At 42.9% G+C, this 25678-nt stretch carries 24 protein-coding genes and 1 tRNA gene; 18 read left to right on the top strand and 7 right to left on the bottom strand.

Going from position 1 to position 25678, the window contains the following annotated elements; all coding sequences use genetic code 11:
* Positions 1-229 precede the first annotated feature (229 nt).
* Complete coding sequence (locus GL182_RS18980) at positions 230-589, bottom strand: hypothetical protein (RefSeq protein WP_163381364.1); 360 nt, start codon at positions 587-589, stop codon at positions 230-232.
* 45 nt (positions 590-634) lie between these two features.
* On the opposite strand from GL182_RS18980, the gene GL182_RS18975 reads away from it, so the two are divergent.
* Positions 635-1168 (top strand): hypothetical protein, encoded by a 534-nt coding sequence (locus GL182_RS18975; protein ID WP_163381363.1) that lies wholly within the window; start codon positions 635-637, stop codon positions 1166-1168.
* A 194-nt stretch (positions 1169-1362) separates the two neighbouring features.
* Here the strand turns inward: GL182_RS18975 and GL182_RS18970 are convergent, their stop codons facing one another.
* Complete coding sequence (locus tag GL182_RS18970) at positions 1363-1827, bottom strand: RadC family protein (protein WP_163381362.1); 465 nt, start codon at positions 1825-1827, stop codon at positions 1363-1365.
* A gap of 136 nt (positions 1828-1963) precedes the next feature.
* On the opposite strand from GL182_RS18970, the gene GL182_RS18965 reads away from it, so the two are divergent.
* A complete protein-coding gene (locus tag GL182_RS18965; protein WP_163381361.1) occupies positions 1964-3292 on the top strand; it encodes a sodium:solute symporter in 1329 nt (442 codons plus the stop codon).
* A gap of 12 nt (positions 3293-3304) precedes the next feature.
* Positions 3305-4021, top strand: a complete 717-nt coding sequence (locus GL182_RS18960; RefSeq protein ID WP_163381360.1) for a hypothetical protein — start codon at positions 3305-3307, stop codon at positions 4019-4021.
* 271 nt (positions 4022-4292) lie between these two features.
* On the opposite strand, the gene GL182_RS18955 is transcribed toward GL182_RS18960, so the two are convergent.
* Positions 4293-4365 (bottom strand) — tRNA-Met (locus tag GL182_RS18955).
* Between the two features lie 140 nt (positions 4366-4505).
* Between GL182_RS18955 and era the strand changes: the two genes are divergently transcribed.
* From era to GL182_RS18940, 3 genes are read left to right on the top strand one after another with little or no spacing between them, the layout of a single operon-like run.
* Positions 4506-5396, top strand: coding sequence for a GTPase Era (gene era / locus GL182_RS18950; protein WP_163381359.1), 891 nt, complete (start codon positions 4506-4508; stop codon positions 5394-5396).
* Positions 5397-5407: 11 nt separating this feature from the next.
* Positions 5408-6721, top strand: coding sequence for a ribosome biogenesis GTPase Der (der, locus tag GL182_RS18945; protein WP_163381358.1), 1314 nt, complete (start codon positions 5408-5410; stop codon positions 6719-6721).
* A 6-nt stretch (positions 6722-6727) separates the two neighbouring features.
* The gene (locus GL182_RS18940) at positions 6728-7264 is read left to right on the top strand and encodes a lipocalin family protein (RefSeq protein ID WP_163381357.1); all 537 of its coding nucleotides are present in this window, start codon (positions 6728-6730) and stop codon (positions 7262-7264) included.
* Between the two features lie 133 nt (positions 7265-7397).
* On the opposite strand, the gene rsmG is transcribed toward GL182_RS18940, so the two are convergent.
* From rsmG to GL182_RS18925, 3 genes are read right to left on the bottom strand one after another with little or no spacing between them, the layout of a single operon-like run.
* Positions 7398-8045: a 16S rRNA (guanine(527)-N(7))-methyltransferase RsmG gene (rsmG, locus tag GL182_RS18935; protein WP_163381356.1), complete on the bottom strand. Its 648-nt coding sequence runs from the start codon at positions 8043-8045 to the stop codon at positions 7398-7400.
* 3 nt (positions 8046-8048) lie between these two features.
* Positions 8049-8660, bottom strand: coding sequence for an RNA polymerase sigma factor (locus tag GL182_RS18930; RefSeq protein ID WP_163381355.1), 612 nt, complete (start codon positions 8658-8660; stop codon positions 8049-8051).
* Complete coding sequence (locus tag GL182_RS18925) at positions 8651-9778, bottom strand: glycosyltransferase (protein WP_163381354.1); 1128 nt, start codon at positions 9776-9778, stop codon at positions 8651-8653. The genes GL182_RS18930 and GL182_RS18925 overlap by 10 nt, the downstream gene beginning before the upstream one ends.
* A gap of 122 nt (positions 9779-9900) precedes the next feature.
* On the opposite strand from GL182_RS18925, the gene tgt reads away from it, so the two are divergent.
* The 3 genes from tgt to GL182_RS18910 are packed head-to-tail and all read left to right on the top strand — an operon-like array spanning position 9901 to position 13080.
* Positions 9901-11031, top strand: coding sequence for a tRNA guanosine(34) transglycosylase Tgt (gene tgt / locus GL182_RS18920; protein ID WP_163381353.1), 1131 nt, complete (start codon positions 9901-9903; stop codon positions 11029-11031).
* A gap of 56 nt (positions 11032-11087) precedes the next feature.
* Positions 11088-12161 (top strand): LptF/LptG family permease, encoded by a 1074-nt coding sequence (locus GL182_RS18915; protein ID WP_163381352.1) that lies wholly within the window; start codon positions 11088-11090, stop codon positions 12159-12161.
* Between the two features lies 1 nt (position 12162).
* Positions 12163-13080, top strand: coding sequence for a DMT family transporter (locus tag GL182_RS18910; protein ID WP_163381351.1), 918 nt, complete (start codon positions 12163-12165; stop codon positions 13078-13080).
* A 3-nt stretch (positions 13081-13083) separates the two neighbouring features.
* On the opposite strand, the gene ispE is transcribed toward GL182_RS18910, so the two are convergent.
* The gene (gene ispE / locus GL182_RS18905) at positions 13084-13893 is read right to left on the bottom strand and encodes a 4-(cytidine 5'-diphospho)-2-C-methyl-D-erythritol kinase (RefSeq protein ID WP_163381350.1); all 810 of its coding nucleotides are present in this window, start codon (positions 13891-13893) and stop codon (positions 13084-13086) included.
* A 549-nt stretch (positions 13894-14442) separates the two neighbouring features.
* Between ispE and ilvD the strand changes: the two genes are divergently transcribed.
* Genes ilvD through leuB form a run of 9 tightly spaced genes read left to right on the top strand, consistent with a single transcriptional unit; the run spans position 14443 to position 25632 of the window.
* A complete protein-coding gene (gene ilvD, locus GL182_RS18900) occupies positions 14443-16125 on the top strand; it encodes a dihydroxy-acid dehydratase (RefSeq protein ID WP_163381349.1) in 1683 nt (560 codons plus the stop codon).
* A 5-nt stretch (positions 16126-16130) separates the two neighbouring features.
* Positions 16131-17825 (top strand): biosynthetic-type acetolactate synthase large subunit, encoded by a 1695-nt coding sequence (gene ilvB / locus GL182_RS18895; protein WP_163381348.1) that lies wholly within the window; start codon positions 16131-16133, stop codon positions 17823-17825.
* Positions 17826-17830: 5 nt separating this feature from the next.
* Positions 17831-18331: an acetolactate synthase small subunit gene (gene ilvN / locus GL182_RS18890; protein WP_163381347.1), complete on the top strand. Its 501-nt coding sequence runs from the start codon at positions 17831-17833 to the stop codon at positions 18329-18331.
* Positions 18332-18361: 30 nt separating this feature from the next.
* A complete protein-coding gene (gene ilvC, locus GL182_RS18885) occupies positions 18362-19405 on the top strand; it encodes a ketol-acid reductoisomerase (protein WP_163381346.1) in 1044 nt (347 codons plus the stop codon).
* 3 nt (positions 19406-19408) lie between these two features.
* Positions 19409-20908, top strand: a complete 1500-nt coding sequence (locus GL182_RS18880; protein WP_163381345.1) for a 2-isopropylmalate synthase — start codon at positions 19409-19411, stop codon at positions 20906-20908.
* Between the two features lie 21 nt (positions 20909-20929).
* Positions 20930-22351: a 3-isopropylmalate dehydratase large subunit gene (gene leuC, locus GL182_RS18875; protein ID WP_163381344.1), complete on the top strand. Its 1422-nt coding sequence runs from the start codon at positions 20930-20932 to the stop codon at positions 22349-22351.
* Between the two features lie 4 nt (positions 22352-22355).
* Entirely contained in the window at positions 22356-22946 is a 591-nt protein-coding gene (leuD, locus tag GL182_RS18870) for a 3-isopropylmalate dehydratase small subunit (RefSeq protein ID WP_163381343.1), read from the top strand.
* A gap of 57 nt (positions 22947-23003) precedes the next feature.
* Complete coding sequence (locus GL182_RS18865) at positions 23004-24593, top strand: alpha-isopropylmalate synthase regulatory domain-containing protein (RefSeq protein ID WP_163381446.1); 1590 nt, start codon at positions 23004-23006, stop codon at positions 24591-24593.
* The gene (leuB, locus tag GL182_RS18860; RefSeq protein WP_163381342.1) at positions 24562-25632 is read left to right on the top strand and encodes a 3-isopropylmalate dehydrogenase; all 1071 of its coding nucleotides are present in this window, start codon (positions 24562-24564) and stop codon (positions 25630-25632) included. Before GL182_RS18865 ends, leuB begins: the two co-directional genes overlap by 32 nt.
* Positions 25633-25678 lie beyond the last annotated feature (46 nt).

The raw sequence follows: 25678 nt of genomic DNA, 5'->3' as shown, positions 1-25678 counted from the left end.
CAGAATATATTTAAACGGTTCGAAAAAAAACGGAAAACAATTTATGCATTTTATCCCAGAATACATGCGTGTTCAGAATAAAAAACTGTATTTCGTCATTAACTACTATTTTTTCTTAAAGTCATGCAATTGACTGATTAGGTAAAAAGTCAGCCGAAAAAAGGCCCAATTGGACCCCAAATTTAATTTTATAGGTATGAAGCGTTTATGTTTGTTAATGAACGGTCCTTTAGACAGCCACCTTGCGAAAATCAGAAAAACTGCCCGGAAATGTTTCCTTGGCACTGACCTTTAACATTTTGGCCTGGTCTGGAAATTCCTTCTCGATTGCCCTCTTCACTAAAAAGCATTGAATTTTAACATTATAGTCTAATTGAACATCTGATTTTAGACCAAGATCATGTTTTTTAAGGCAATCCCGCAGCAGAATTTCCGGCCAATACCGGGCTTTAAATTCTGGCTCAAAGCCAATGTCATCAATAATTAATTGGAGGGCCTTCTCCCTGTAATCCAGGTTTTCTGTTGCGTATTGTTGCAATAAATTAAAGTTTAAATCTCTTCCTTTTGGAGTAAAAGCATTGGAATTCATTTCAGGCCTCCTTAATTTGACATATCGTACCAAATTATCAAGGAGATGGCAACATATTCCAAGGCTCAGCTGGAGAATTTAAAAGAGCTATTAGAAAATTTCCCGTCTGTTTATAGGCTACGGGAAGAAAAGGCAAAGGCCATCGAAAACCTCAAAAAGTCAGACAATGGACCAAAACCAATTCTTAAACCTAAAGGGGATTTATATTTTGAGGGCAAGGCAGCCAATGCCACTTTTTTAGAAGAAAAAATTCAAAAAGCATCGGAGGGCCATAACGATAAAATAAACCAACAATGCAGGCTGGAATGTGCGGAATTCGATTTTGTGTTAGACATGCTTAATGACGTTGATGCGGCTAACCTTTTGGAGAATGGGGTTGATCATGAAATTGATCGATTGGAGTTAAACCGACACCTTAAAACAAAGTTTGATGTTGCCCCCGAAAAGCAAATTTCAGAACGATCGAAACTTGAAAAAGAAGGACTGATCGACCCCTTGGAACAGCGATTGAGTTCTATTCCGGAAAAAACTGACAATTCATTTAGGGATAATTCCAAAGATATAACCCACAGGGAGTAAACAGAAAGGCAAACGTTTTTTATTTCCTGCCCTTGAGCAAGATGGCCACCATTGTGAACCTGTCAAGAAGCCTGCCCGCCGTAAACCGCTTCGCTATTTACCAGCCCACGATCTTGACAGAACCACAATCCCGCACAAACCACCCCGCATACTCTTTTGGCATTCAAGGCAGGAAAGTAAAAAACCAGTCAATATTACAAGGTAAGCCGTCCTTCATCGGCAAAGGAGTAATACCCCTCATTTGTCACGATTATGTGATCAAGGACGGAAATATCCAACAACTTCCCTGCCCGCACCATTTTATCGGTGAGCCTGACATCCAAATCACTTGGGACACAATTCTCTGATGGATGATTGTGGCCTAAGATAAGTCCACAAGCCTTGGCCTTTAATGCCGTGGTAAAGACAATTTTGGGATCGACCACTGTCGCTGACATGCCCCCTTTCGAAATATTGGATAACCCCATGCATTTATTACTCCGGTCCAGGAGAAGAATTTTAAACTCTTCCAGCAAATTAATGGTGCAGTCATCCCAGTTCTGGCGAAATAAACGATAAGCCTCAGTGGAACTGGTTACTTTAGGACGCTCGCTTGCTCTTACCCTCTGTCGGTAAACAAGCTCAACTTCACTGATTTTAAAGAGGTCAATTTGGGTCATGCGAGGAATTTAGGCCGTGACGTCTAAAGGCACTACGCACAAGTGCTGCCTTTTAACATTTTATTCTAAAATGCTTTTTTATATATTCCATCTGTATTATATTATGTATTCATTTTATAAATTCTGATGTTTGCCCATGTTTTGGTATTATGTAGTCCCCTATATTTTTCTTCTGGCTATTGTTTCGATTTGGACCAATAAGAAAGAAAAAGACCAATCGAACTACGCTATGGCTGGTCGCAAAATTGGCGGGTTTTCGATATTTTCATCAGTATTTACATTGATTGGTGCTGGGGAATTAATGACCGTCGCTGCACTGGGCTTCATAAACAGTGGGGCTGCAATAACCCTACTGGCCGGGTATGGTATAGGAATGATTGTTTTAGGATTTACGGCAAAACTTTCCGAAAAAGACAGCTCTGGTCACTATTATTACTCACTACCAGATATGATCTATAAGAAATTTGGCCCAATGGCTGGACTAATTTCCAACCTCCTAACTATTTCAGCTTTTTTTGCCTTGTTAATACTTCAGTTGTACGCAGGAGGGATACTTATTTCAGAACTAAGTTCAGTTCCCTACCTTGTTGCGATCATATTGTGTGCGGTTATAGTTGGTGGGTATATTATGGTGTCCGGATTTAAAGGGGTCATTATAACTGATAAGATTCAATTATTTCTAATGCTCTTTGGTCTGCCCATTTTGTTATTTATTACTGTGAAAAATTCTGACCAACTGTCCCTGATTACCCAATTAGATTTTAATATTTTTTCAGCTGTTTCTGTATTATTAACAGGCATTTTTGTGGTGCTGGGAAGTGGTGATATTTGGCAGAGAATTTATGCTGCAAAATCCACAAAATCGGTCAAGATTGGAATGATATCGGCAGGTGTGGGTTTCGCACTTTATTCAATAGTCCTGGCCATGGTAGGGATAATTGCAAGGGAAAATGGGGTTACAGATAATCCTGACCTTGCTTTTATGTCTTTAGTTCTTTCTCACCAGGCAGAAGCTGTAATTGGAATAGTATTGCTCGCGGTTTTTTCTGCAATACTTTCTACTGCCGACACCGAAGTTTATTTGATATCCTCATTATTCGCCAACGAAAGAAGACGTTGGGGCAAAAATTCAGACGTCGTTGATAGTTCCGAATTAACCAAAAAAGAAGTCAATTCAATTGTTCCATTTGTAATTATTTTGGCAATAGCAGCGTCATACTATGCTGAGTCATTAGTAAGCATTTATGAAATTCTATTACTTTTATTACTTGCCATTTCACCATTGGTGATAATCATACCATTTAGAGAAATTAAAAAAGGCCATGCTACCATCGTTCTAATACTGGGTTTAATTGCCCTATTTTCAGTGGCACTTTTACCATTTCTATCAATCGACTTAGCTGCCTTAGTAATAATTCCAGGTCTACTTTATGGGTTTTTGTTTTCAAAAAAACGGACTCACTAAACCTTCAAAGCTATGAAAGAGAAGCAGCCTGATATTTTACACTTAATAACTTACATATCAACGATAGCTTTAATAGCAATTCTTATAATTCTTTTCTTATATTCTATAATATTTAATTCTCCAAAAGACTCTGACCCTACGTTTTTGGATCTTTATTCCGGTGTGAAATTACAAGATATAAGTGCAAGGTATTTGGTTTTCTTTACTATTCTTATCCATATAACAAGAATTCACTTTGGCATATGTTTTTTACAATTCGATAAATCATATTTACATGCCGGAGAAACATTAGGAGAAGGTGGGATTTCTAATAAGTCCAAAACAATCTTTATTATTATCAATCTATTATTTTCGTTTGCTTTATCAAATTTTCTGTTTTCAGATATTTATATGATTATACCAATTTTACTTCTGGGCCAGTCACTGATTATTTTATGGTATGACTGGGCAAATAGAGCGCAACTATTTTGCAAAGATGTAGACAAGAAATCTAATTTATTAATCATATTAGGCGATTTGGGATTTTTCTTTTTCGGACTAGGTATTTTTATTTTTCAATATTTTCTAATCGGAAATATTCCAGAAAACAATGCAATTGGGCCCTATTTCTGTCTCTCTGCTTTTTTAGTTTTAGAGCTGTTAGTACTTGTGCTGATAATGGAAACCATCTTTACATATAAGGAAGGTTTAGTGGATTCTTTCAGAAAATTGATAGAAATAGCAACTTAACCGATAACCAGACAAAATTAAAAATCAATCACACTGTCCAGATAATATATAACATGTATTATCCTCTTCGGATTAGTAAAAGTATTGGCCATCCCTCCCAATGGTTCCCATATTTACTGAAATATTGAACTGGCTAATTCTGTTTAATTTTAGATAATCCTCAAAATATTGGGAACATCCATGGCTTTTGAACAGCCAAAAATTCTGTACCTATTCTGTACCCATAACAAAAAAGGCAGTTACAAATTAATGTAACTGCCTGATTCTCAAGTAGCGGGAACAGGACTCGAACCTGTGACCTTTGGGTTATGAGCCCAACGAGCTACCAACTGCTCCATCCCGCGATATATTTTTAAAATATTTATAATCGCTTTTCGGTATTTTATACGGCAGCAAACGTTTTTTGTTGCCCTTCCCTTTATTGTGGTACAAAGGTAAGGACATATTCTCAAAAATCAAGTACCTTTGTAAAAAAAATGAAACCATGTCCGAAAGTATACATAAGGCAGGCTTTGTCAACATCATAGGAAAACCCAATGTAGGGAAGTCTACCCTGATGAATGCCTTGTTGGGAGAAAAATTGTCTATCATTTCCTCCAAAGCACAGACTACCCGCCACCGGATCCTGGGAATCATGAACGAGGAAGATTATCAGATTGTTTTTTCAGATACGCCAGGAATGCTGAAACCCAAATATGAACTGCATAAAAGCATGATGGGTTTTGTCAATCTTTCCCTGGAAGATGCAGATGTTATTGTCTTTGTAACCGATCTGTTTGAAACAGATGAAGATATTCAAGAAATTATTCACAAGATCAACGATTCAGGTGTTCCTGTTTTGCTGGTTATCAATAAAATAGACCTCAATAAAGAGGAAAAGCTGCAGGAAGTTACCGAATATTGGATCCAAAGGATCAATGCAACGGAGGTCATACCTGTGTCGGCTCTCGAAAATTTCAATTTGCAAAAGATCATGCAGGAAATTCAGGACAGGTTGCCGGTTCATCCACCATTTTATGATAAGGAAGAACTGAGCGATCGGCCGGAACGTTTCTTTGCCTCTGAAATCATTCGGGAGAAAATATTTACGCAATACAAAAAGGAAATTCCTTACAGCACGGAAGTCAGGATAGAGGATTTTGAAGAATCGGAGAAATTGATTCGCATGCGGGCTTTGATTTTTGTGGAAAGGCAAAGTCAGAAAGGGATCATTATAGGAGATAAAGGGAAAGCCTTGAAGAAGGTGGGCACAGAAGCCCGGATTGAAATGGAGACCTTTTTCGGGAAAAAAGTGTTTTTGGAAACTTTTGTAAAGGTGGAAGAAAACTGGAGAAAAAGTAAAAACAAGTTGAAAAAATTTGGTTACGACCAATAAAGTAGCGCATTATGGCTAATATAGTAGCAATTGTAGGGAGACCTAACGTGGGGAAATCCACATTTTTTAACCGACTGATAGAAGAAAGAAAGGCCATTGAGGACAACCTCAGCGGGGTAACCCGGGACCGGCATTACGGACATGCCCAGTGGGGAGGAAAGTTTTTTTCAGTAATCGATACCGGGGGATATGTGACCGGTTCAGATGATTTGTATGAAAAAGAAATCCGAAAGCAGGTGAAACTGGCCATCGAAGAAGCATCCGTGATCCTTTTTGTGGTGGACTGTATCGATGGGCTGACAGATTTGGACACTGAATTTGCCAAAGAACTCAGAAGTACGGACAAACCGGTATTTATGGTTGCCAATAAAGCAGACAACCTGGATAAGATGTTGATGGCCAATGAATTTTATGCCTTAGGTTTGGGTGAAGAAACCATTTTCCCGATATCATCATCCAGTGGAAGCGGTATTGGAGATCTGCTGGATGAAATGATTAAGAAATTTCCGGACGAGGGCGAGGAGGATCCTGATGAGGGAGTACCTAAAATTGCCATCTTGGGTAGGCCAAATGTGGGCAAATCCTCTTTTCTCAATGCCTTGATTGGCAAAGAGCGGTCTATCGTGACTGATGAGGCGGGCACCACCCGGGATGCCATCCACACCAGGTACCAATTGTATGGGAAAGATTATATCCTTACCGACACGGCAGGTATCCGGAAAAAAGCCAAGGTAAAGGAGGACATAGAATTTTATGCGGTCATGCGTTCCCTTCGGACCTTAGAGGATTCCGATGTGGTAATCGTCATGGTGGATGCTACCCGGGGACTGGAATCTCAAGACGTTAACCTGATCTCCCTGGCCATTAAAAACAATAAAGGCATCATGATCATGGTGAATAAATGGGATTTGATCGAAAAGGACCACAAGACCATGCTGGCCTTTAAGGAGGATATGACCCAAAAGCTGGGAGAAAATAAATGGATTCCCATTATTTTTATCTCTGCATTGACCAAACAGCGGATTTTCCAGGCCATGGAACTGGCCATGAAAGTGTATGACAATAAACACAGAAAAGTACCAACATCGAAGCTGAATGAGCTATTGCTCCCGGAAATTGAGAAGTATCCGCCACCGGCAAATAAAGGCAAATACATTAAAATAAAATACATTACTCAATTGCCGACAAAAAATCCGGTTTTTGCTTTTTTTTGTAACTTGCCTCAATACATAAAATCTCCTTATACCCGTTATTTGGAAAACAGGCTGAGAGAGAATTTTGATTTTGAAGGGGTACCTGTGAAAATCACTTACAAGAAAAAATAATGTGTTATGAAAAACCTTTGGTATGTTGCCCTTTTTGTGATGATCCTGTTTTCAGGCTGTTCGGTTGAAGATGAACCGGGAGAGCCCCAGTTGGCAGGAGGGGTATGGAATTTGGAATCCGCCAATGTGCAAGCTTCCGGTACCGCCCTAATTCCAGGTACTCAAAATGCAGTCCCTGTATCTATTACCGGCACCGGCGAGGACTATAATATGAGTGTGGTCTTTGGGGAGGATCCCAATACCGTGATGGCGGAAGGTGATTTTGTATTCTTCGTGGAAGTTAGCGTGGCAGGAATACCATTTTCAGATCAAAGGTTTCCTGTACAGGGTACCGAAACTTTTGCAGGCACCTGGGAGATCAGCAATGATCAACTGGTGATGGTCGATAGTGATGATGATGTCTTCGAAATGGAAATTTTGGAATTTACTGAAAACAGGCTTCGGGTTTCAGGCATGCCGAATGTGATGGATTTTCAGGAATTTGATATGGAAGGCGTGACCGTATCGGAGGCTACAGCTGAATTTATTCTGGTAAGGCAGTAACCGGACACTTTTTTCCCGGTTACTATTTGGGAATGGGCTCATTCAATTGGGTTTCATGGGTCGATTTCAGTGAGCAAGAATGAGTGGAAGCAGCTTTTGGGCCTGAAAGATCCAGGAAAATGGAGAAATGACCCTACCTTTTGCCTTCATAAGGAATGTAAATCACCTTTTTGGTGTCAAAAAAATCTTCCTTAAAATAATCATCCAGAAAATAAGGTACATAGGTGAGGTTTAAGGCCTCCAATTCCTCATCCACTTCTCCACCTTTCAGGTAGAAAATGCCATTTTGAAAATCCTTGTGCAGGTTTTCTTTCCGGAATTTCCCTCTGACCCAGGGCAGGAAATTCTCCATCTGGGTTACAGCCCTGCTGATCACAAAATGATAGGTCCGGTTCAGGTTTTCTGCCCTTGTTTGTTGGGCTTCAACATTTTTTAATTCAAGTTGCCGAACCACATCTTTCACTACCGTGATTTTCTTGCCAATGGAATCCACCAAATGGAAATGAACTTCAGGAAACAGAATGGCCAGGGGAATGCCAGGAAATCCGCCACCTGTGCCAATATCCAATATCTTTGCCCCGGAAGGGAATTGGATGACCCGGGCAATTCCAAGAGCGTGCAAAACATGGTGTACATAAAAACTATCCATGTCCTTCCTACTGATTACATTGATTTTGCTATTCCAATCCTGGTAAATATCTCCCATGAGTTCGAATTGGCGGATTTGCTTTGCTGTCAAATCGGGAAAATACTTCAGAATGAGCGAATGGTCTGGGCTCATGAATCAAATGTGTTTGTTTTTCCCCTGTGCAATCTCAAAAAGTAACTCCCTGGACCGGTGTAATTGGGCCTTAACAGTGCCCAGGGGCTTTCCGAGCTCTTCGGCAATTTCATCATATGACAGTTCGTCAAAATACCTTAACTTCACCAGTTTACGGTATTTGGCGGGAAGCTTGGAAACAAAAATCCGCACCATCTCTTTTCTTTGGGTCTTGATGAATTCATCTTGTGGATTATTGTCATCATCCTCTATGTCAATATTGACTGTATTGCCTCCATCATCTGTCATGGTATTGTTCAGGCTCATGGTTTTGAGCTTCTTTTTCCGGATGAAGTCAATGGTATTGTTGGTGGCAATACGAAAAAGCCAGGTGGAAAAGGTGTAGTCTTTTTTAAATTTATGGAGATTTCTGAATGCCTTGGCAAAGGCTTCCATGGTCAGGTCTTCAGCATCATCTGCATCCCTGATCATTTTTAAGATCATAAAGTAAACGGCTTTTTTATAGCGTTTCATCAGCGAAGCGTAAGCCTGCTGGTCTTTCTCCTTGACCGCCTTATCGATCAATTCGAAATCCTCCAATGCCTTATCTGAAAAACCTCTTTCGTTTATTTCCATTTAACCGTTTTTGACAGGTAACCTTGCGTACCCAGAACCCAAAAATAAACCATATACATCAAATCGAAAAACATGGTCCAAATCACTTTCCCTTTGCCTTCCAGTTTTTTTCGGGCTTCATGGATGATGAAATACTGAATGGTGGCCCTGAACAAAACTAACCCAAATACCAAGGCAATTGGTTCCCAGGACCTGGCGAGAATGACAATCCCGGCAGCTGAAAGCCAGAATACCAAATGACTTAACGAATACAAGCCTACTTTTAATTTATCCCTGCTGCGGTAATATTTTCCAGCGTGATAATGACGCCTTTTCTGGCTGAAATAATCTTTGAAGTTGGTTTTTGGTTCCGAAACAGTAATGCTATCCGGATGGGCTACAATGGAAGTATTGTATGAAGTGGCATATTTGTTGACAAACAGGTCATCATCTCCACCCTCTATGTGCCAAAGGGAATTGAAGGCTTTTTTTTCCATAAAAAAGTCCTTTCGGTAGCAAAGATTTCTACCGACCCCCATAAATGGGGATTTCCAATAACCAAAAGAAAAATAATAAATGGCGGTTAGCAAGGTTTCGAATTGGATGATCCGATTTAATAATCCCGGCAAAGCCAGGTATGAGCCATGGCCCAGGGCAAAAATTTTGTTTTCATTGCGGATAGGTGCAGACATCCTTTTGATCCAATACGGAGAAACTGGCCGGCAATCTGCATCTGTAAGCAGGACGATGTCATATTGGGAAACTTTGATCCCCAGTGTCAGGGCATATTTCTTGGAGGTCACATGAGCAGGCGTATATCTGATATTCACCGTCCTGAAGTTGGCATATTCCTGGGAAAACTTACGCAATAAGGCTTCTGATTCATCTACCGATCGATCATTGACGATTACCAGCTCAAAAGCTGGATATTGCTGCTGCATCAATAGTGGAATTAGGTCTTTCAGGTGCGATGCCTCATTTTTTGCAGCGATAATGATGGAAACTCCAGCCGGCTTTGGTTCCAGTTCTTCTTCAGGTTGGTTTTTGTAAAAAAATGCAAACCTGCCAAAAACAATCAACAAATAGGTAAATTGTATGCCAGAAGCTAAAAAAAACAAGCCCCATAAAATATTTTCCATGCTTCCGTGTTCAGTCGCCTGCTTAAGATTAAATCAAAAATTTCGTTTCTTTTGTAGAAATGCACCTATTTTTGTGCCCAAATATAAGGAGTAATTGGTGGATTTTTCAATGAAAGGCAGGAATGAAATTTAATCTTGAGCATAAGGATAAGGCCACAAAAGCCAGGGCCGGAAAAGTTCTGACAGACCACGGCGAAATAGAAACCCCTATTTTCATGCCGGTGGGTACAGCGGGATCTGTAAAAGCAGTACACCAACGTGAATTGACTTATGATGTAAAGGCGCAGATCATTCTGGGCAATACTTATCATTTGTACCTTCGACCCGGTCTGCAAGTGCTGGAAGCAGCAGGAGGATTACATAAATTTATGGGTTGGTCCGGTCCCATACTTACCGATAGTGGAGGGTACCAGGTATTTTCCCTGGCAGATAGCCGCAAGATTACCGAAGAAGGAGTCATGTTTCAGTCTCATATTGATGGTTCCAGGCATCATTTCAGCCCTGAATCGGTGATGGATGTGCAGCGCAGCATTGGTGCCGACATCATCATGGCCTTTGACGAGTGCACACCTTACCCCTGTGAATGGAGTTATGCCAAAAATTCCCTGGACCTGACACAGCGCTGGCTTCAGCGGTGTAAGGTGCGGTTTGAAGCCACTGAGGGAAAGTATGGCTTCCAGCAAGCCCTTTTTCCCATTGTCCAGGGCAGTACCTATAAAGATTTAAGACAAGATGCTGCCCGTTTTGTAGCGGATCAGGACATGGAAGGAAATGCTATTGGCGGTTTGTCTGTAGGAGAACCAGCCGAATTGATGTATGAAATGACCGATTGGGTTACCGATCTTTTGCCTGAGGAAAAACCCAGGTATCTGATGGGGGTAGGGACGCCAGCCAATATTCTAGAAGCAATCGGGCTGGGCATTGATATGTTTGATTGCGTGATGCCAACCAGAAATGCCAGAAATGGGATGCTGTTTACCACGGAAGGGATCATTAATATCCGGAATGAAAAATGGAAAGCAGATTTTTCTCCCATCGACGCAGGCTTCCCCTCCCATGTCAGTAGTTTTTATACCCGAGCCTACCTGAGGCACCTGACGATCAGTAAGGAAATGTTGGCAGCGCAGATTGCAAGTATTCATAATTTATCCTTTTATCTTTGGTTGGTATCCCAGGCCAGGGAGCATATTATCGCAGGGGATTTTGGCACATGGAAAAATGCCATGGTAGAAAAAGTTAGCAGGCGCCTATAAACCTACTGATATGAAATCCGTTTTTCTCTCTTACATGTATAAGAAAGCCAGTTGAAATGAAGCTATTGGACAAATTGATCATAAAGGATTTTCTCAAAACCTACCTCTTTGTGGTTTTGATGCTGATCATGGTAGTTCTGGTGCTGGATTTCACGGAGAAAAATGATACCTATATCAGGAATAATGTCCCCACCAGTGAGGTCTTGCAGTACATGCTGAATTATGGTTTGTATTTGAATAATCTGCTTACACCCATTACCGTTTTTATTTCCGTAATTTTTATTACCTCAAAAATGGCCGGCAGAACGGAGATCATTGCGATATTAAGCAGTGGGGTAAGTTTTATGCGGATGCTGGTTCCTTTTCTCCTATCTGCCATTTTGATTGCAGTAGTTAGTTTTTTGCTCAATGGCTGGGTTTTGCCAGTGGCTACTGCGGGAGTTTCACAATTTAAGGTGGAGTACCTGGACAAACAGCAGCAGTCCAATCAGCAAAACATACACATCAAGGTGGCGCCAGATGTCTATGCCTACATATCCAGGTATTATACTTCGGCCAATACCGGTTACAATTTCACGTTGGAACATATTGAAGGAGGGGAGTTAATATCCAAGTTTTCGGCAGACCGGATCGTTTGGGATACCACCTCTAATGCATGGAATGCAAGAAACTGGAAGCTTCGGGCATTGCAGGAAATGGGGGAGAAATGGGATACCGGAGATGAGATGGATACGACCTTATCCATTACCCCCAATGATTTTGACCTGCCTCTGAACCACCACGAAACCTTAACTCTTCCGGAGCTAAATAAACAGATTACTATTTTGGAGGAAAGGGGGGCGGATAACATCAGTTTCTACCGCATAGAAAAGTATGTGCGTTACATGTCTCCCTTTGCGGCCATACTCCTCACTTTTATCGGGGTCATTGTCTCTGCGAAAAAGACCAGGGGGGGCTCTGGATTTAAGATTGCCCTTGGCTTTCTGCTGGCATTTGTGTACATCATCCTTTTTCTGCTATCGCGGACCTTTGCAGAGGCCGGAACAGCCTATCCGGTATTGGCCGTCTGGATACCCAACATGGTCTTTGGGCTGACCGGATTGATTTTATACAAAACGGTACCCAGGTAAAATGGAGCTTGCCACAGCAAAAGATTACCTATGGCTTCACCTGGTGGTCCTGATCTGGGGATTTACAGCCGTTTTGGGTCTGCTGATTTCCCTTCCACCTGTAGAAATCGTTATTTACAGAACATTTCTGGCCAGTGCAGGACTATTTATTTTGATTAAATTAAAGAAAAGACCCGCAGCAGTCAGTTGGTCGAATTTTGGAAAATTTCTGCTTACTGGTGGCCTGATTGGAGCACATTGGATCTTGTTTTTTTGGGCGGCGCAGGTATCTACCGCCTCGGTTTGCCTGGCAGGAATGGCTACTTGCACGCTTTGGACGGCGATCATTGAGCCTCTGGTAAACCGGGAACCGATCAAATGGTATGAGATTTTTCTGGGGTTGCTGGTAATAGTAGGTCTGATAGTCATATTTAAATTTGAAACCGGCTATTGGCTGGGGTTGAGCATGGCTGTTTTTTCTGCCCTTATAGGTGCCATATTTACCGTAGTCAATGGACGATTGATCAAATCAAGTAGTCCCTTTGTCATCACCCTCTATGAAATGATGGGCGCCTGCCTGGCGGCCATGTTATTTTTGCCATTATATGCTGCCTACTTTTCAGAAGGGAGTATCAGTTGGTTGCCAAGTGCTCAGGATTGGTTCTGGTTGCTGATTCTCTCACAGGTCTGTACGGTTTTTGCGTTCACCGCCTCTGTGAATTTAATGAAAAGGGTTACGGCATTTGCCATAAACCTGACCATCAATATGGAACCGGTCTATGGGATCCTGCTTGCCGTTCTGGTTTTTGGAGAAAAGGAAAAAATGACACCGGGTTTTTATCTGGGTACGGTGATCATTCTTTCTTCAGTGTTTTTGTACCCGGTAATCCAATACGCGTTAAAGAAAAAAATGACCCGGCAATTGCGCCGCTTGCAATAAAAATTATTTGAGTTCTAAACAGCATTGGAAATATTGATCAGGAAAAGTAAGTTTCCCGGGAGCTTCCGAAAAAAGTCCAAATACAGCTGAGCCTGAGCCTGACATGGCCGCATACCAGGCTCCCGCCTCATACAAGGATGATTTGATGGCTTCCAGTTCGGGATGATTTTTAAACAGGCTGTTCTCGAAATCATTGACAAGATCCGTTTGCCAGGTGGAAGGGCTGGCCAGGATACTTTGCAGGTCTTTCTGATCGGAGCAGGGTTTCACACCTGCATAAGCCTCCTGGGTACTGATATGGATGCCTGGGTGAATCAGGTAGAGCCAATGGCCAGAAAGCTTTACCGCTGCCGGTTGAAGTATTTCTCCCCTGCCAGTGGCAATTTGGGTTTTGTTTTCTATGAAAAAAGGACAATCGCTGCCCAGCAAGCCCGCATATGATTCAAGTTTTTGCGAATCCAAATTCAACTCAAAGATTTCATTTAACATTTTCAGTGCAAAAGCTGCGTCTGCAGATCCTCCACCCAAGCCTGCTCCCATGGGGATTTTTTTATGAAGGTGGATTTGAACAGGGGATATTTGCGGAAAATCTGCGGCCAATAAACGATAAGCTTTTAAAACCAGGTTGCCCTCTTTTTCACCAGGGATGTCTATCCCGGTACTGCCAAAGCTGAAGGTTTCTGATGGGATTATTTCCAGGGCCTCTGTAAGGGGAATGGGGTACATGCAGGTGCTGATTTCATGGAAGTTGTCTTTTCTTTTATGAAAAATTTGCAGCCCCAAATTGATTTTTGCGTTCGGAAAAGTGATCATGATATAATGCCTTTTGAACCCAAAAGTAAAATAATGCGGTGAATATTTTTTAAGCTGCAGGACAATTCATCTGAATGAAAAACCAAATGGGGGATAAAGCCCGGCAAAGGGAACCGTAAATGCCTGTTTTCAGGAAAAAAATTAACAAAAGTTTGCATCAGAATAATATTTTGAAATTTTTTACATTAATAAAATTTAAAAAATTAAATTCTACAGAATACTTAATATTAAACTAAAATTCCTATTATTATTTCAATTACATAATATTATTATTTCTCTCAAATTAAAAAATGAAATAAAATATTGTAAGTATGGATTATGGGTTTTAATATTGCATTATCATTATAACCAAAGGGGTATCAAATCCCATAAAAAAAAGAAATATGTTCATTCTGGTCAGCCTTGTCGTACTTATCGTCATTATCATCTAGTAGGGGATGAAGCGCTGATCTATTGCTGATAGAAAAATTCAATAAAGTGCTTCATTCGATTGAAGCACTTTTTTTTATAAAGCTAGTTGTTAAAAAACCGAAAACCGATAAAAAATAAATGAGTAATTCAAAAAAACACAGTTGGGAGGTAAGTGATAACCAGGAGAATCCTGCTTCAATGGCCATGTTGTATGCCACAGGTCTTACAGATGAAAAGATGAAACAGCCCTTTGTGGGGGTGGCAAGCTGTGGCTATGAAAGCAATCCCTGTAACATGCACCTCAATGATTTTGCAAAAGCCATCAAGGCTGCTACGGTGAAATCTAAGCTGACTGGAATGGTTTTCAACACGATAGGTATCAGTGACGGGATTTCCATGGGTACGGCAGGTATGCGTTACAGTTTGCCTTCCAGGGAGATCATAGCTGATTCTATAGAGTCATTTATTTTGGGCCATTCTTTTGATGGCATCGTAGCGGTAGCTGGCTGTGACAAAAACATGCCTGGTGCCATCATGGGTATGTTGCGTGTGAATCGACCCGCTATCATGGTCTATGGCGGCACGATCCGTTCCGGAAAATATAAAGGAGAGAAGCTGAATATCGTTTCTGCTTTTGAAGCTTATGGAAAACGCATCAAGGACGAGATCTCAGATGAGGATTATATGGGTGTGATCAAAAACGCCTGTCCGGGTGCCGGGGCATGTGGAGGCATGTATACAGCAAACACCATGTCTTCTGCCATTGAAGCAATGGGACTTTCCCTGCCATATAGTGCCTCTAACCCTGCAAATTCCAGGGAAAAGGAAGCAGAATGTGAGGCGGCAGGCGAATTCATCGCCAATTTGCTGGCCATGGATCTAAAACCGAAAGATATCCTCACCCGGAAGAGCCTGGAAAATGCCGTAAGGGTAGTGGTGGCTTTGGCAGGAAGCACCAATGCGGTATTGCATTTGCTGGCCATAGCCAGGACAGCCGGGATAGATTTTGGCTTGGAAGACTTTAAGAGGATCAATGCGACAACGCCTGTTTTGGGGGATTTCAAGCCCAGCGGAAAATACCTGATGGAAGACCTGCATGAGCAAGGTGGGCTTCCGGCATTTATGAAATACCTGTTGGAAAATGGTTTGCTGCATGGGGATTGCATGACCGTAACGGGTAAGACCATAGCGGAAAATCTGGCTAATGTAGCCCCGGTCAGGGCAGAAAAGGGATCTGTGATCCATCCTCTGGAAGACCCGATCAAGGCTACCGGTCACTTGTGTATACTCAACGGCAACCTGGCACCTGAGGGCGCCGTAGCGAAAATTTCCGGAAAAGAAGGTGTTTCCTTCACTGGGCCGGCAAAAGTTTACAATTCAGAGCAGGAAGCCAATGATGCCATGAAAAACCAGGAAGTCCAAAAAGGTGATGTGGTGGTAATCAGGTATGTGGGTCCCAAGGGTGGACCCGGGATGCCGGAAATGCTGAAACCAACATCTATCATTATTGGCTCTGGACTGGGCTCAGATGTGGCTTTGATTACTGATGGCCGGTTTTCCGGAGGTACCCACGGGTTTGTGGTCGGTCATGTGACACCAGAAGCCTATGCAGGTGGGCCGATAGGACTTCTACAGAATGGTGACATTGTCACCATCAATGCGGAAAACCTGGAAATCAGCTGTAATGTTTCGGATGAAACCTTTGCAGAGAGAAAAAAAACCTGGGTTAACAAAGATTTAAGCCATTTAAATGGAACGCTAAAAAAATATTCTCAGTTAGTTTCTACGGCATCCGAAGGGTGCGTGACAGATAAAAGTTAACGATTATGAATGATTCCCAAATAAGAGGGGCTGAAATTGTCATCAAGTCATTGGTGGCTGAAAATGCCAGATATATTTTTGGCTACCCCGGCGGGGCCATCATGCCGGTATATGATGCCCTGTACGATTATATGGATCACATCCAGCACATTCTGACCAGGCACGAGCAGGGAGCCATACACGCCGCTCAGGGCTATGCCAGGGTTTCGGGACATGTGGGAGTCTGCATGGCAACTTCAGGCCCGGGAGCTACCAATTTGATCACAGGAATGGCTGACGCCCTTATAGACAGTACACCTCTGGTTTGTATTACCGGACAAGTAGCTTCACACCTGTTGGGAACGGATGCTTTTCAGGAAACCGACGTAGTGGGCATATCGATGCCGGCTACTAAGTGGAATATTCAGGTTCGAAAAGTAGAGGAAATTGCCCCTGCCATTGCCAAGGGCTTTCACATAGCCCGCTCTGGAAGACCCGGGCCGGTGTTGATTGATATCACCAAGGATGCACAAACAGCCATGGGAGAATTTAATTATGTCCCTTGCCTGAATATCCGCTCCTACAGGCCCTATCCGAAGGTAGAGGAAAGTATCATAGCCAAGGCAGCAAAACTCATCAACGAGGCCAATAGACCTTATGTACTATTTGGTCAGGGTGTGGTATTGGGTAAAGCTGAAAAGGCCCTGCAGGATTTTCTCGACAAATCCGGTATACCGGCGGCCTGTACTTTGTTGGGAACAGGTGCCATATCGGAAGACCATCCCAATTATGTAGGAAAGTTGGGAATGCATGGCAATTATGGGCCAAACTTATTGACCAACCAATGTGATGTATTGATTGCAGTTGGTATGCGTTTTGACGACCGGGTTACCGGAGATGTAAAACGTTACGCCAAGCAGGCAAAAGTTATTCATCTGGAACTGGATCCTGCTGAGATAGATAAAAATGTAAAATGTGAGGTAGCCGTTTTGGGAGATTGCCGGATAAGCCTGGAAAAACTTACCGAAAAGGTAGACAGGAAGTCTCACGAGGAGTGGATTGCTGCCTTTCGTAAACTGGAAGCTGAGGAAAAAAGGGTAGTAGTAGGGAATGACCTTTCACCTACCAAAGTAGGATTGACCATGGGAGAGGTAATCCGCCATATCAATGAATTTAAAGCGGATGATGCCATTTTGGTAACAGATGTAGGACAACATCAGATGGTGGCCTGGAGGTATTTTGAATACAAAACCACCCGTACTCAGGTGACTTCAGGTGGCTTGGGAACCATGGGTTTTGCCCTTCCGGCAGCACTGGGAGCGCAACTGCATGATTACAACAGGCAGGTCATCTGTGTGGTTGGAGATGGCGGTATACAAATGACCTTTCAGGAACTGGGTACCATCATGCAGACCAAGGCACCCGTAAAAGTGGTATTGTTGAATAATAATTTCCTGGGTATGGTACGGCAGTGGCAGCAATTGTTTTTTGACAAGCGCTATTCCTTTACAGAGTTGGACAATCCGGATTTTATTAAAATAGCTGATGCCTATAATTTCAAGGTACAGAAAGTGGATGTTAGGGGTGACTTGCGTCAGGCAGTAGCCGAAATGTTCGTACATGAAGGCCCCTATTTCCTTGAAGTAGTGGTAGAAAAAGAAGACAATGTATTTCCGATGATCGCATCAGGAAGTTCAGTGGAGGAAGTTAGACTTAGTTGATCCAGATGAATAAAAGATATACCATTTCTGTTTTTACAGAAAATTTCATAGGCATACTCAGCAGAATCACGCTGATTTTCACCCGTAGAGGCATTAATATTGATGGGTTTACTGCCTCAGAAAGCAGGGAAGAGGGAATCTACAGAATCACCATTGTGGTCCATACCACCGAGGAACAGATCATTCAGTTATCCAAGCAGATAGAAAAGATCATAGACGTGATCAAGGCTTTTTATTACCTGGACGATGAAATGGTTTTTCAGGAAATTGCCTTATATAAAATTCCAATCGACAACATTGATTCTGGCTTGGAAAGGGTGATCCGCCAGCACAATGCAAGGATCATATCCGCTGAGAAGGACTTTGTGGTGGTTGAAATGACGGGACACAAGGAGGAAACCCAGGAGTTACTGGAGGTACTTAAGGATTTCAATGTATTGGAATTCGTAAGGTCCGGAAGAGTGGCTGTGGCCAAACCAATGGAAACCATTGATAAATATTTGTAAACTATTTAAAATTAATTTTAACATATAATTATGAAACTGAAGTTCGGTACAGTTGAAGAAAACGTTGTAACAAGAGAGGAATTCCCTCTTGAGAAAGCCAAAGAAGTACTTAAAGACGAGGTTATTGCCGTATTAGGCTACGGTGTGCAGGGACCTGGACAGGCCCTGAACCTGAAGGACAATGGGTTCAATGTCATTGTAGGTCAGCGCAAGGATTCCAAAACCTGGGACAAGGCCGTTGCAGATGGCTGGGTGCCCGGGGAAACACTTTTTGAATTGGAGGAAGCCTGCGAAAGGGGTACCATTCTTCAGTTTTTGTTGTCTGATGCCGGACAGATTGCCCTTTGGCCTACTGTAAAGAAGCACCTTAAGGCTGGAAAAGCATTGTATTTTTCCCATGGTTTTGGCGTAACCTATAAGGACCAGACGGGCATTATTCCTCCCAAAGATGTGGATGTGATTCTGGTAGCTCCAAAAGGCTCAGGAACTTCATTGAGGAGAATGTTTGTTGAAGGAAGAGGTTTGAATTCCTCATTTGCCATTTACCAGGATGCTACCGGGAAGGCCCGGGACAGGGCAGTAGCGCTGGGTATAGGAGTAGGTTCCGGATATTTGTTTGAAACGGACTTCTACAAAGAAGTGACCTCGGATCTTACTGGTGAAAGGGGAACATTGATGGGGGCCATTCAAGGCATATTTGCTGCTCAATATGATGTTTTGCGAGCCAATGGCCATTCTCCTTCAGAGGCTTTCAACGAAACGGTAGAAGAACTTACCCAAAGTTTGATGCCTTTGGTGGCAGAAAACGGTATGGATTGGATGTATGCCAATTGTTCTACTACTGCTCAGCGGGGAGCATTGGATTGGTGGAAGCCGTTCAGGGATGCCACCAAACCAGTATTTGAAGAGTTGTATAATAGTGTAAAAGCAGGTAAGGAAGCTGCCAAGTCCATAGAATCGAACAGCAAGTCTGATTACAGGGTAAAACTGGAAGAAGAATTGAAAGAATTGAGAGATTCAGAAATGTGGCAGGCAGGTGCAACTGTACGTAAATTAAGACCGGAGAATAATTAAATCATGTCAGAAAAGCTTTGGATATTCGATACTACCCTTAGGGATGGTGAACAGGTACCGGGTTGTCAACTCGATACCAGGGAGAAAATTGTCGTAGCCAAGGCTTTGGAAGAACTGGGCGTTGATATCCTCGAGGCTGGATTCCCCATATCCAGTCCCGGGGATTTCAATTCCGTGGTGGAAATATCGAAGGCAGTAGAACGCCCTACGATATGTGCCTTGTCCAGGGCAGTTGAAAAGGACATTGAAGTGGCGGCGGAGGCCTTGCGTTTTGCCAAAAAAAGCAGAATTCATACGGGCATAGGGGTGTCGGGTTATCACATACAACACAAACTCAGGAGCAGCCCGGAGGCAGTCATGGAAAAAGCCATCAAGGCCGTGAAACTGGCCCGAAACCTGGTGGAAGAAGTGGAATTTTATGCGGAAGATGCGGGCAGGGCGGATCCGGAATTTCTCACCCGAATATTGGAAGCCGTAATCAAAGCCGGCGCCAGGATAGTCAATATACCGGACACCACCGGCTATTGTTTGCCCGAGCAGTACGGGAACATCATCCGTCACCTGAAAGAAAATGTTTCCAATATTGATCAGGCCATAATCGCCACGCACTGTCACAATGATTTGGGTTTGGCTACTGCCAACAGCCTTTCTGGAGTCCTGAATGGTGCCAGACAGGTGGAGGTGACCATGAATGGTATAGGAGAGCGAGCTGGTAACACTTCCCTGGAAGAGGTCGTCATGGCCATCAAAAGCCACAAGGAAATTCCTGTTTATACTGACATCAACACCAAAAAAATATACGAGACCAGCAGGATCATTTCCAAGCTGATGAACATGCCCATTCAGCCTAATAAGGCTATTGTAGGCAGAAATGCTTTTGCACATTCCTCTGGAATACATCAGGATGGGGTGCTTAAGAACAGGGAGAACTATGAAATCATGGATCCCAGAGATGTAGGGGTAGAGGAATCTTCCATCGTGCTTACCGCACGGAGTGGTAGGGCTGCCCTGAAGCATCACCTGAAATTACTTGGGTTTGAATTTGATAAAGAAAAGCTGGATGAGATCTATGATGATTTTCTTGTTTTAGCTGATGCCAAGCGTGACATTGGCAGAAAAGATCTCCTTTCCCTTTTGGGAGAGCACATTGAAAACTCCCCCTTTATCACCCTGGAGCAAATTTCCTATCAAGGCAAGGAAGGGGACGAGGCCAGTGCAGAGATCAGTCTGTCTATTGGAGATGAGGTCAGGCATGGAACTGCCAAAGGAAATGGGCCGGTAGATGCGGTGATCAAGTCCATTAAGCAGCTTATTTCCCATCAGGTGGTTCTGGATGAATTCCTGATTCAGGCCATGACCAAGGGCAGTGATGACACCTGTAAGGTGCACATGCGCCTGATGCATGAAGGCAAGCCTTATCACGGATTTGGTTCTGAGACAGATATTGTTTTGGCTTCCGCCAAGGCTTTCGTAGATGCTTTAAATAAGTTACCCGTCAAGTAAGTTGACAAAAAATTAAACATAATGGAGAAGAAAACATTATTTGATAAGATTTGGGATGCACATGTGATCAAATCTATACCGGATGGGCCGGATGTGTTTTTCATAGATAAGCATTTTATCCATGAAGTGACCAGCCCGGTGGCATTCCTGAATCTGGAAAAAAGAGGCAACAAGGTGATGTTTCCCGAAAGGACAGTGGCCACTCCAGACCACAACGTACCCACTATAGATCAGGATAAAACCATTAAAGACCAGCTTTCCCGGATGCAGGTGGAGAGACTCAGGGAGAATTGTAAAAGGCATGGCATTGATTTGCATGATCTGGGGTCTGACCACCATGGTATCGTCCATGTCATTGGCCCGGAGCTGGGAATCACCCAGCCAGGTATGACCATCGTATGTGGAGATAGTCATACTTCTACCCATGGAGCTTTTGGTACCATTGCGTTTGGTATCGGTACTTCTGAGGTGGAAATGGTTTTTGCCACCCAGTGTATCATGCAGGCCAAGCCTAAAAAGATGCGCATCACGGTAGATGGAACCCTCGGCAGGGGAGTAAGCTCCAAGGATATCATTTTATATATCATTGCCCAGATATCAGCCAGTGGCGGAACAGGTTATTTCATCGAATATGCCGGCAGTGCCATCCGTTCGCTAAGCATGGAGGCCAGGATGACCATCTGTAACATGAGTATAGAGATGGGTGCCAGAGGAGGGCTGATAGCTCCCGACGAAACGACATTCAACTACCTGGAAGGCAAGGATTTTGCTCCGAAAGGAGAAGAATGGGATGAGGCAGTAGCTTACTGGAAAACCTTGAAAACCGATGACGGGGCTGAATTTGATCTGGAATACCATTACAATGCCGAGGATATTGAACCCATGATCACCTATGGTACCAATCCTGGTATGGGAGTAAAAGTGAGGGAGAGTATACCTACTACTGAGGGGATGAAGGAAAGTGTGAAAAAATCTTATATCAAGTCATTGGATTACATGGGATTCAAACCTGGCGAGCCAATGAAGGGTAAGAAAATTGATTATGTCTTTGTAGGAAGTTGTACCAATGGAAGAATAGAAGACCTGAGGACCGTTGCTGAATTTGTAAAAGGCAAAAAGAAGGCAGACAACATTACAGCATGGATTGTACCCGGATCCAGGGAAGTGGAGAAAAAAGCCATGGAAGAAGGTTTGGTGCAAATTCTGGAAGAAGCTGGTTTCAAACTCAGACAACCAGGTTGTTCTGCCTGTTTGGCCATGAATGATGACAAGATTCCATCCGGTAAATATGCGGTATCAACTTCTAACCGCAACTTTGAAGGAAGGCAGGGTCCTGGCAGCCGCACCCTTTTGGCTTCGCCATTAACCGTGGCAGCAGTGGCCATCACAGGGGAAATCACCGACCCAAGGGATTTGATTGAAGAATTAGCATTAGAAAAATAAAATCATGGCATACGATAAATTTGATGTTTTGACCAGCAGAATGGTCCCGCTTTCTTCGGAAAATGTAGATACTGACCAAATCATTCCAGCCAGGTTTTTAAAGGCTACCGAAAGAGAAGGGTTTGGGGACAACCTTTTTCGGGATTGGCGTTACGATAGCGAAGGCAACCCAAAACCTGATTTTGTCTTGAATGATCCTACCTATGAAGGAAAAATCCTTTTGGCTGGAAGGAACTTCGGTTCCGGATCCAGCAGGGAGCATGCCGTCTGGGCCATTTATGATTACGGTTTTCGCTGTGTGGTATCCAGTTTCTTTGCAGATATATTTAAAAACAATTGTTTAAACATAGGGGTATTGCCTGTGACTGTAACACCTGAATTTGCAGACGAGCTTTTTGCTGCTGTGGAAGCAGATCCAACCACAGAAGTGAAAGTAGATATCAACACACAAACCATTACCCTGCTTTCTACGGGAAAATCTGAAAGCTTTGACATCAATTCCTACAAAAAGCAAAACATGAAGAATGGATTTGATGATATTGACTACTTATTGAACCTGAAAACAGAAATCCAGGCATTTGAAGCAGGGAGATAAATTGCAGGGTTGAAAGTAGGGTATTTTAAAGGGCTCAGGAATGATGAATTGATAGGGATGCGAAGAGAAAAGAATATAGAAATCATGGATACCACCCTTAGGGATGGAGAGCAAACTTCAGGAGTTTCCTTTCTCCCTTCGGAGAAGCTGCAGATTGCCAAACTTTTGCTGGAGGAACTAAGGGTGGACCGGATTGAAGTGGCATCGGCAAGGGTTTCAGAGGGTGAGTTGGAAGGAGTAAAGAAAATTACTCACTGGGCTGCTGAAAAAGGCTACCTGGATAGGGTCGAGGTTTTGGGATTTGTAGATACTCCTAAGTCAGTGGACTGGATCGTCGATGCGGGTGCAAAGGTCCTGAACCTGCTTACCAAAGGCTCTCTCAATCACCTCACCCATCAATTAAAGAAAACGCCTGAAACACATTTTGAGGAAATCGCTACCTGTATTCGTTACGCACAAGCGCATGGGATTGAAGTAAATGTCTACCTGGAGGATTGGAGTAATGGCATGAGAAATTCAAAGGATTATGCCATGTCGATGATCAGGTTTCTTTCCGAATTGCCTGTTAAGCGTATCATGCTACCCGACACATTGGGATTACTTTGTCCCAGTGAAGTGACCGAATTTCTTGGATACATTTGCAAATCCTTTCCTGAGGTTCATTTTGATTTCCATGCCCACAACGATTACGACCTCTCGGTAGCCAATGTGTTGAATGCAGTGAATATCGGTGCCAGAGGAATTCATACCACGGTGAACGGATTGGGTGAAAGGACGGGAAATGCTCCCCTGGAGTCGGTGGTGGCAGTAATCAAAGATTTTACTGATTTTTCCCTGAATATCAACGAAAGTAAAATTTATAGAATCAGTAAATTGATTGAACAGTTTTCCGGGTTGAGAATCCCTGCCAATAAGCCGGTAGTAGGTGAAAATGTATTTACCCAAACGGCTGGAGTACATGCTGATGGGGACAATAAGAAAAATCTTTATTTTAGTGACCTGCTTCCCGAAAGATTTGGGAGGACCAGAAAATATGCCTTGGGCAAAACTTCAGGGAAAGCCAATATTCTGAAAAATCTGGTAGAATTGGGCATTTCTCTGGAACCGGATGAATTGGCCAAGGTGACGCAGAAAATCATAGAACTTGGTGACAAAAAAGAAAGGGTAACTACAGAAGACCTGCCTTACATCATCTCTGATGTCTTGCAAAACAATTCCATTCATAGGGATATCGTCATTGACGGATACCATATGGTACACTCCAAGGGCCTAAAGCCTTCTGTTCAGTTACGGATAAAAATGTACAGCGAGTTTTATGAGCAAAATGCTTCAGGAGATGGACAGTATGATTCTTTCATGAAGGCCCTGAAAAAAATCTATAAATCGCTTGACAAGGAGCTGCCAAAGTTAACCGATTTTCAAATCAGTATCCCTCCGGGAGGGAAAACAGATGCTTTCGTGGAATGTGTCATCACATGGGATCTTGGGGGAAGGATTTTTAAAACCAAGGGCCTGGACAGTGACCAGACCATTGCTGCCATGAAGGCTACAGAAAAGATGTTAAATATTATTGAACAAATTAAAAAGAGTAACAAAACCGAAAAAAAGAACCCATATGGAAATGAATATAGCCCTATTGCCTGGTGATGGCATAGGACCAGAGGTAATTGCACAAGCTGTGAAAGTGGTGAATGCCGTTGGAATAAAATTCGGGCATCAGATTACCTTTAAGGAAGCCATTACAGGTGCTGCAGCTATAGATGCTGTAGGGCACCCATACCCAGAAGAAACTCATCAGGCCTGCCTTGATTCGGATGCAGTACTTTTTGGTGCCATAGGTGATCCCAGATTTGATAATGACCCAAGCGCAAAAGTGAGACCAGAACAGGGCTTGTTGGAAATGAGAAAAAGATTGGGTTTGTTTTCCAATGTCCGCCCCACATTTACTTTTCCTTCTTTGCTGCATAAATCACCGCTCAAAAGAGAAAGGATAGAAGGAACTGACTTGGTGTTTTTGAGGGAACTGACCGGTGGTATTTATTTTGGGGAACCAAGGGGAAGAAATGAACAGGGTACCAAAGCCTTTGATACCTGTGTATATTCTGTAGAAGAAATCGAAAGGCTGGCACGTATGGGCTTTGAGTTTGCCCAAAAGAGAAGAAAATTACTGACCTGCGTAGATAAGGCCAATGTTTTGGCAACCAGCAGGCTTTGGAGAGAAACTGTTCAGCGCCTGGCCCCTGAATATCCTGATGTCAAGGTGGAATACGAATTTGTAGATGCCGTAGCCATGCGTCTGGTCCAATGGCCGAAGGCATATGATGTATTGATCACAGAGAATTTATTCGGAGACATCCTTACTGACGAAGCTTCTGTAATCAGTGGATCGATGGGATTGATGCCATCCGCTTCCATAGGATTGAAAACCAAGCTTTTTGAACCTATTCATGGGTCTTACCCGCAGGCTGCAGGAAAGGATATTGCCAATCCGCTGGCAGCCGTGTTGTCGGCCTCTATGATGTTTGAATACGCTTTTGACCTTCTGGATGAAGCCAAAGCCATCTCCGATGCAGTAAACCTATCTTTGGAGAAAGGTGTGGTGACGGAAGATCTGGCTGATGGAGAGAAAGCTTATAAAACTTCAGAAGTGGGAGATTGGCTGGCTGATCAAATAGCCAGGGCATAGTAAAAAAATAACTACTTTATTTTAAGAATGCCCCTTGGATTTCAAT

Origin of the sequence: Cyclobacterium sp. SYSU L10401 (assembly GCF_010993705.1) — a bacterium.
Classification (GTDB): Bacteria; Bacteroidota; Bacteroidia; order Cytophagales; family Cyclobacteriaceae; genus Cyclobacterium.
The sequence above is the reverse complement of the archived record's forward strand: the minus strand, read 5'-3'. Positions and strand labels throughout refer to the sequence as shown.

Bases quoted from the DNA above. Each gene is read 5' to 3' on its own strand.
- GL182_RS18915 (WP_163381352.1), top strand. From the start codon at position 11,088: ATGAAGCTATTGGACAAATTGATCATAAAGGATTTTCTCAAAACCTAC.
- GL182_RS18970 (WP_163381362.1), bottom strand. From the start codon at position 1,827: ATGACCCAAATTGACCTCTTTAAAATCAGTGAAGTTGAGCTTGTTTAC.
- tgt (WP_163381353.1), top strand. From the start codon at position 9,901: ATGAAATTTAATCTTGAGCATAAGGATAAGGCCACAAAAGCCAGGGCC.
- GL182_RS18865 (WP_163381446.1), top strand. From the start codon at position 23,004: ATGCGAAGAGAAAAGAATATAGAAATCATGGATACCACCCTTAGGGAT.
- ilvC (WP_163381346.1), top strand. From the start codon at position 18,362: ATGAAACTGAAGTTCGGTACAGTTGAAGAAAACGTTGTAACAAGAGAG.
- leuB (WP_163381342.1), top strand. From the start codon at position 24,562: ATGGAAATGAATATAGCCCTATTGCCTGGTGATGGCATAGGACCAGAG.
- GL182_RS18960 (WP_163381360.1), top strand. From the start codon at position 3,305: ATGAAAGAGAAGCAGCCTGATATTTTACACTTAATAACTTACATATCA.
- rsmG (WP_163381356.1), bottom strand. From the start codon at position 8,045: ATGAGCCCAGACCATTCGCTCATTCTGAAGTATTTTCCCGATTTGACA.
- leuC (WP_163381344.1), top strand. From the start codon at position 20,930: ATGGAGAAGAAAACATTATTTGATAAGATTTGGGATGCACATGTGATC.
- ilvN (WP_163381347.1), top strand. From the start codon at position 17,831: ATGAATAAAAGATATACCATTTCTGTTTTTACAGAAAATTTCATAGGC.
- GL182_RS18880 (WP_163381345.1), top strand. From the start codon at position 19,409: ATGTCAGAAAAGCTTTGGATATTCGATACTACCCTTAGGGATGGTGAA.
- ispE (WP_163381350.1), bottom strand. From the start codon at position 13,893: ATGATCACTTTTCCGAACGCAAAAATCAATTTGGGGCTGCAAATTTTT.
- GL182_RS18910 (WP_163381351.1), top strand. From the start codon at position 12,163: ATGGAGCTTGCCACAGCAAAAGATTACCTATGGCTTCACCTGGTGGTC.
- GL182_RS18925 (WP_163381354.1), bottom strand. From the start codon at position 9,778: ATGGAAAATATTTTATGGGGCTTGTTTTTTTTAGCTTCTGGCATACAA.
- ilvB (WP_163381348.1), top strand. From the start codon at position 16,131: ATGAATGATTCCCAAATAAGAGGGGCTGAAATTGTCATCAAGTCATTG.
- era (WP_163381359.1), top strand. From the start codon at position 4,506: ATGTCCGAAAGTATACATAAGGCAGGCTTTGTCAACATCATAGGAAAA.
- ilvD (WP_163381349.1), top strand. From the start codon at position 14,443: ATGAGTAATTCAAAAAAACACAGTTGGGAGGTAAGTGATAACCAGGAG.
- GL182_RS18980 (WP_163381364.1), bottom strand. From the start codon at position 589: ATGAATTCCAATGCTTTTACTCCAAAAGGAAGAGATTTAAACTTTAAT.
- GL182_RS18975 (WP_163381363.1), top strand. From the start codon at position 635: ATGGCAACATATTCCAAGGCTCAGCTGGAGAATTTAAAAGAGCTATTA.
- leuD (WP_163381343.1), top strand. From the start codon at position 22,356: ATGGCATACGATAAATTTGATGTTTTGACCAGCAGAATGGTCCCGCTT.
- der (WP_163381358.1), top strand. From the start codon at position 5,408: ATGGCTAATATAGTAGCAATTGTAGGGAGACCTAACGTGGGGAAATCC.
- GL182_RS18965 (WP_163381361.1), top strand. From the start codon at position 1,964: ATGTTTTGGTATTATGTAGTCCCCTATATTTTTCTTCTGGCTATTGTT.
- GL182_RS18940 (WP_163381357.1), top strand. From the start codon at position 6,728: ATGAAAAACCTTTGGTATGTTGCCCTTTTTGTGATGATCCTGTTTTCA.
- GL182_RS18930 (WP_163381355.1), bottom strand. From the start codon at position 8,660: ATGGAAATAAACGAAAGAGGTTTTTCAGATAAGGCATTGGAGGATTTC.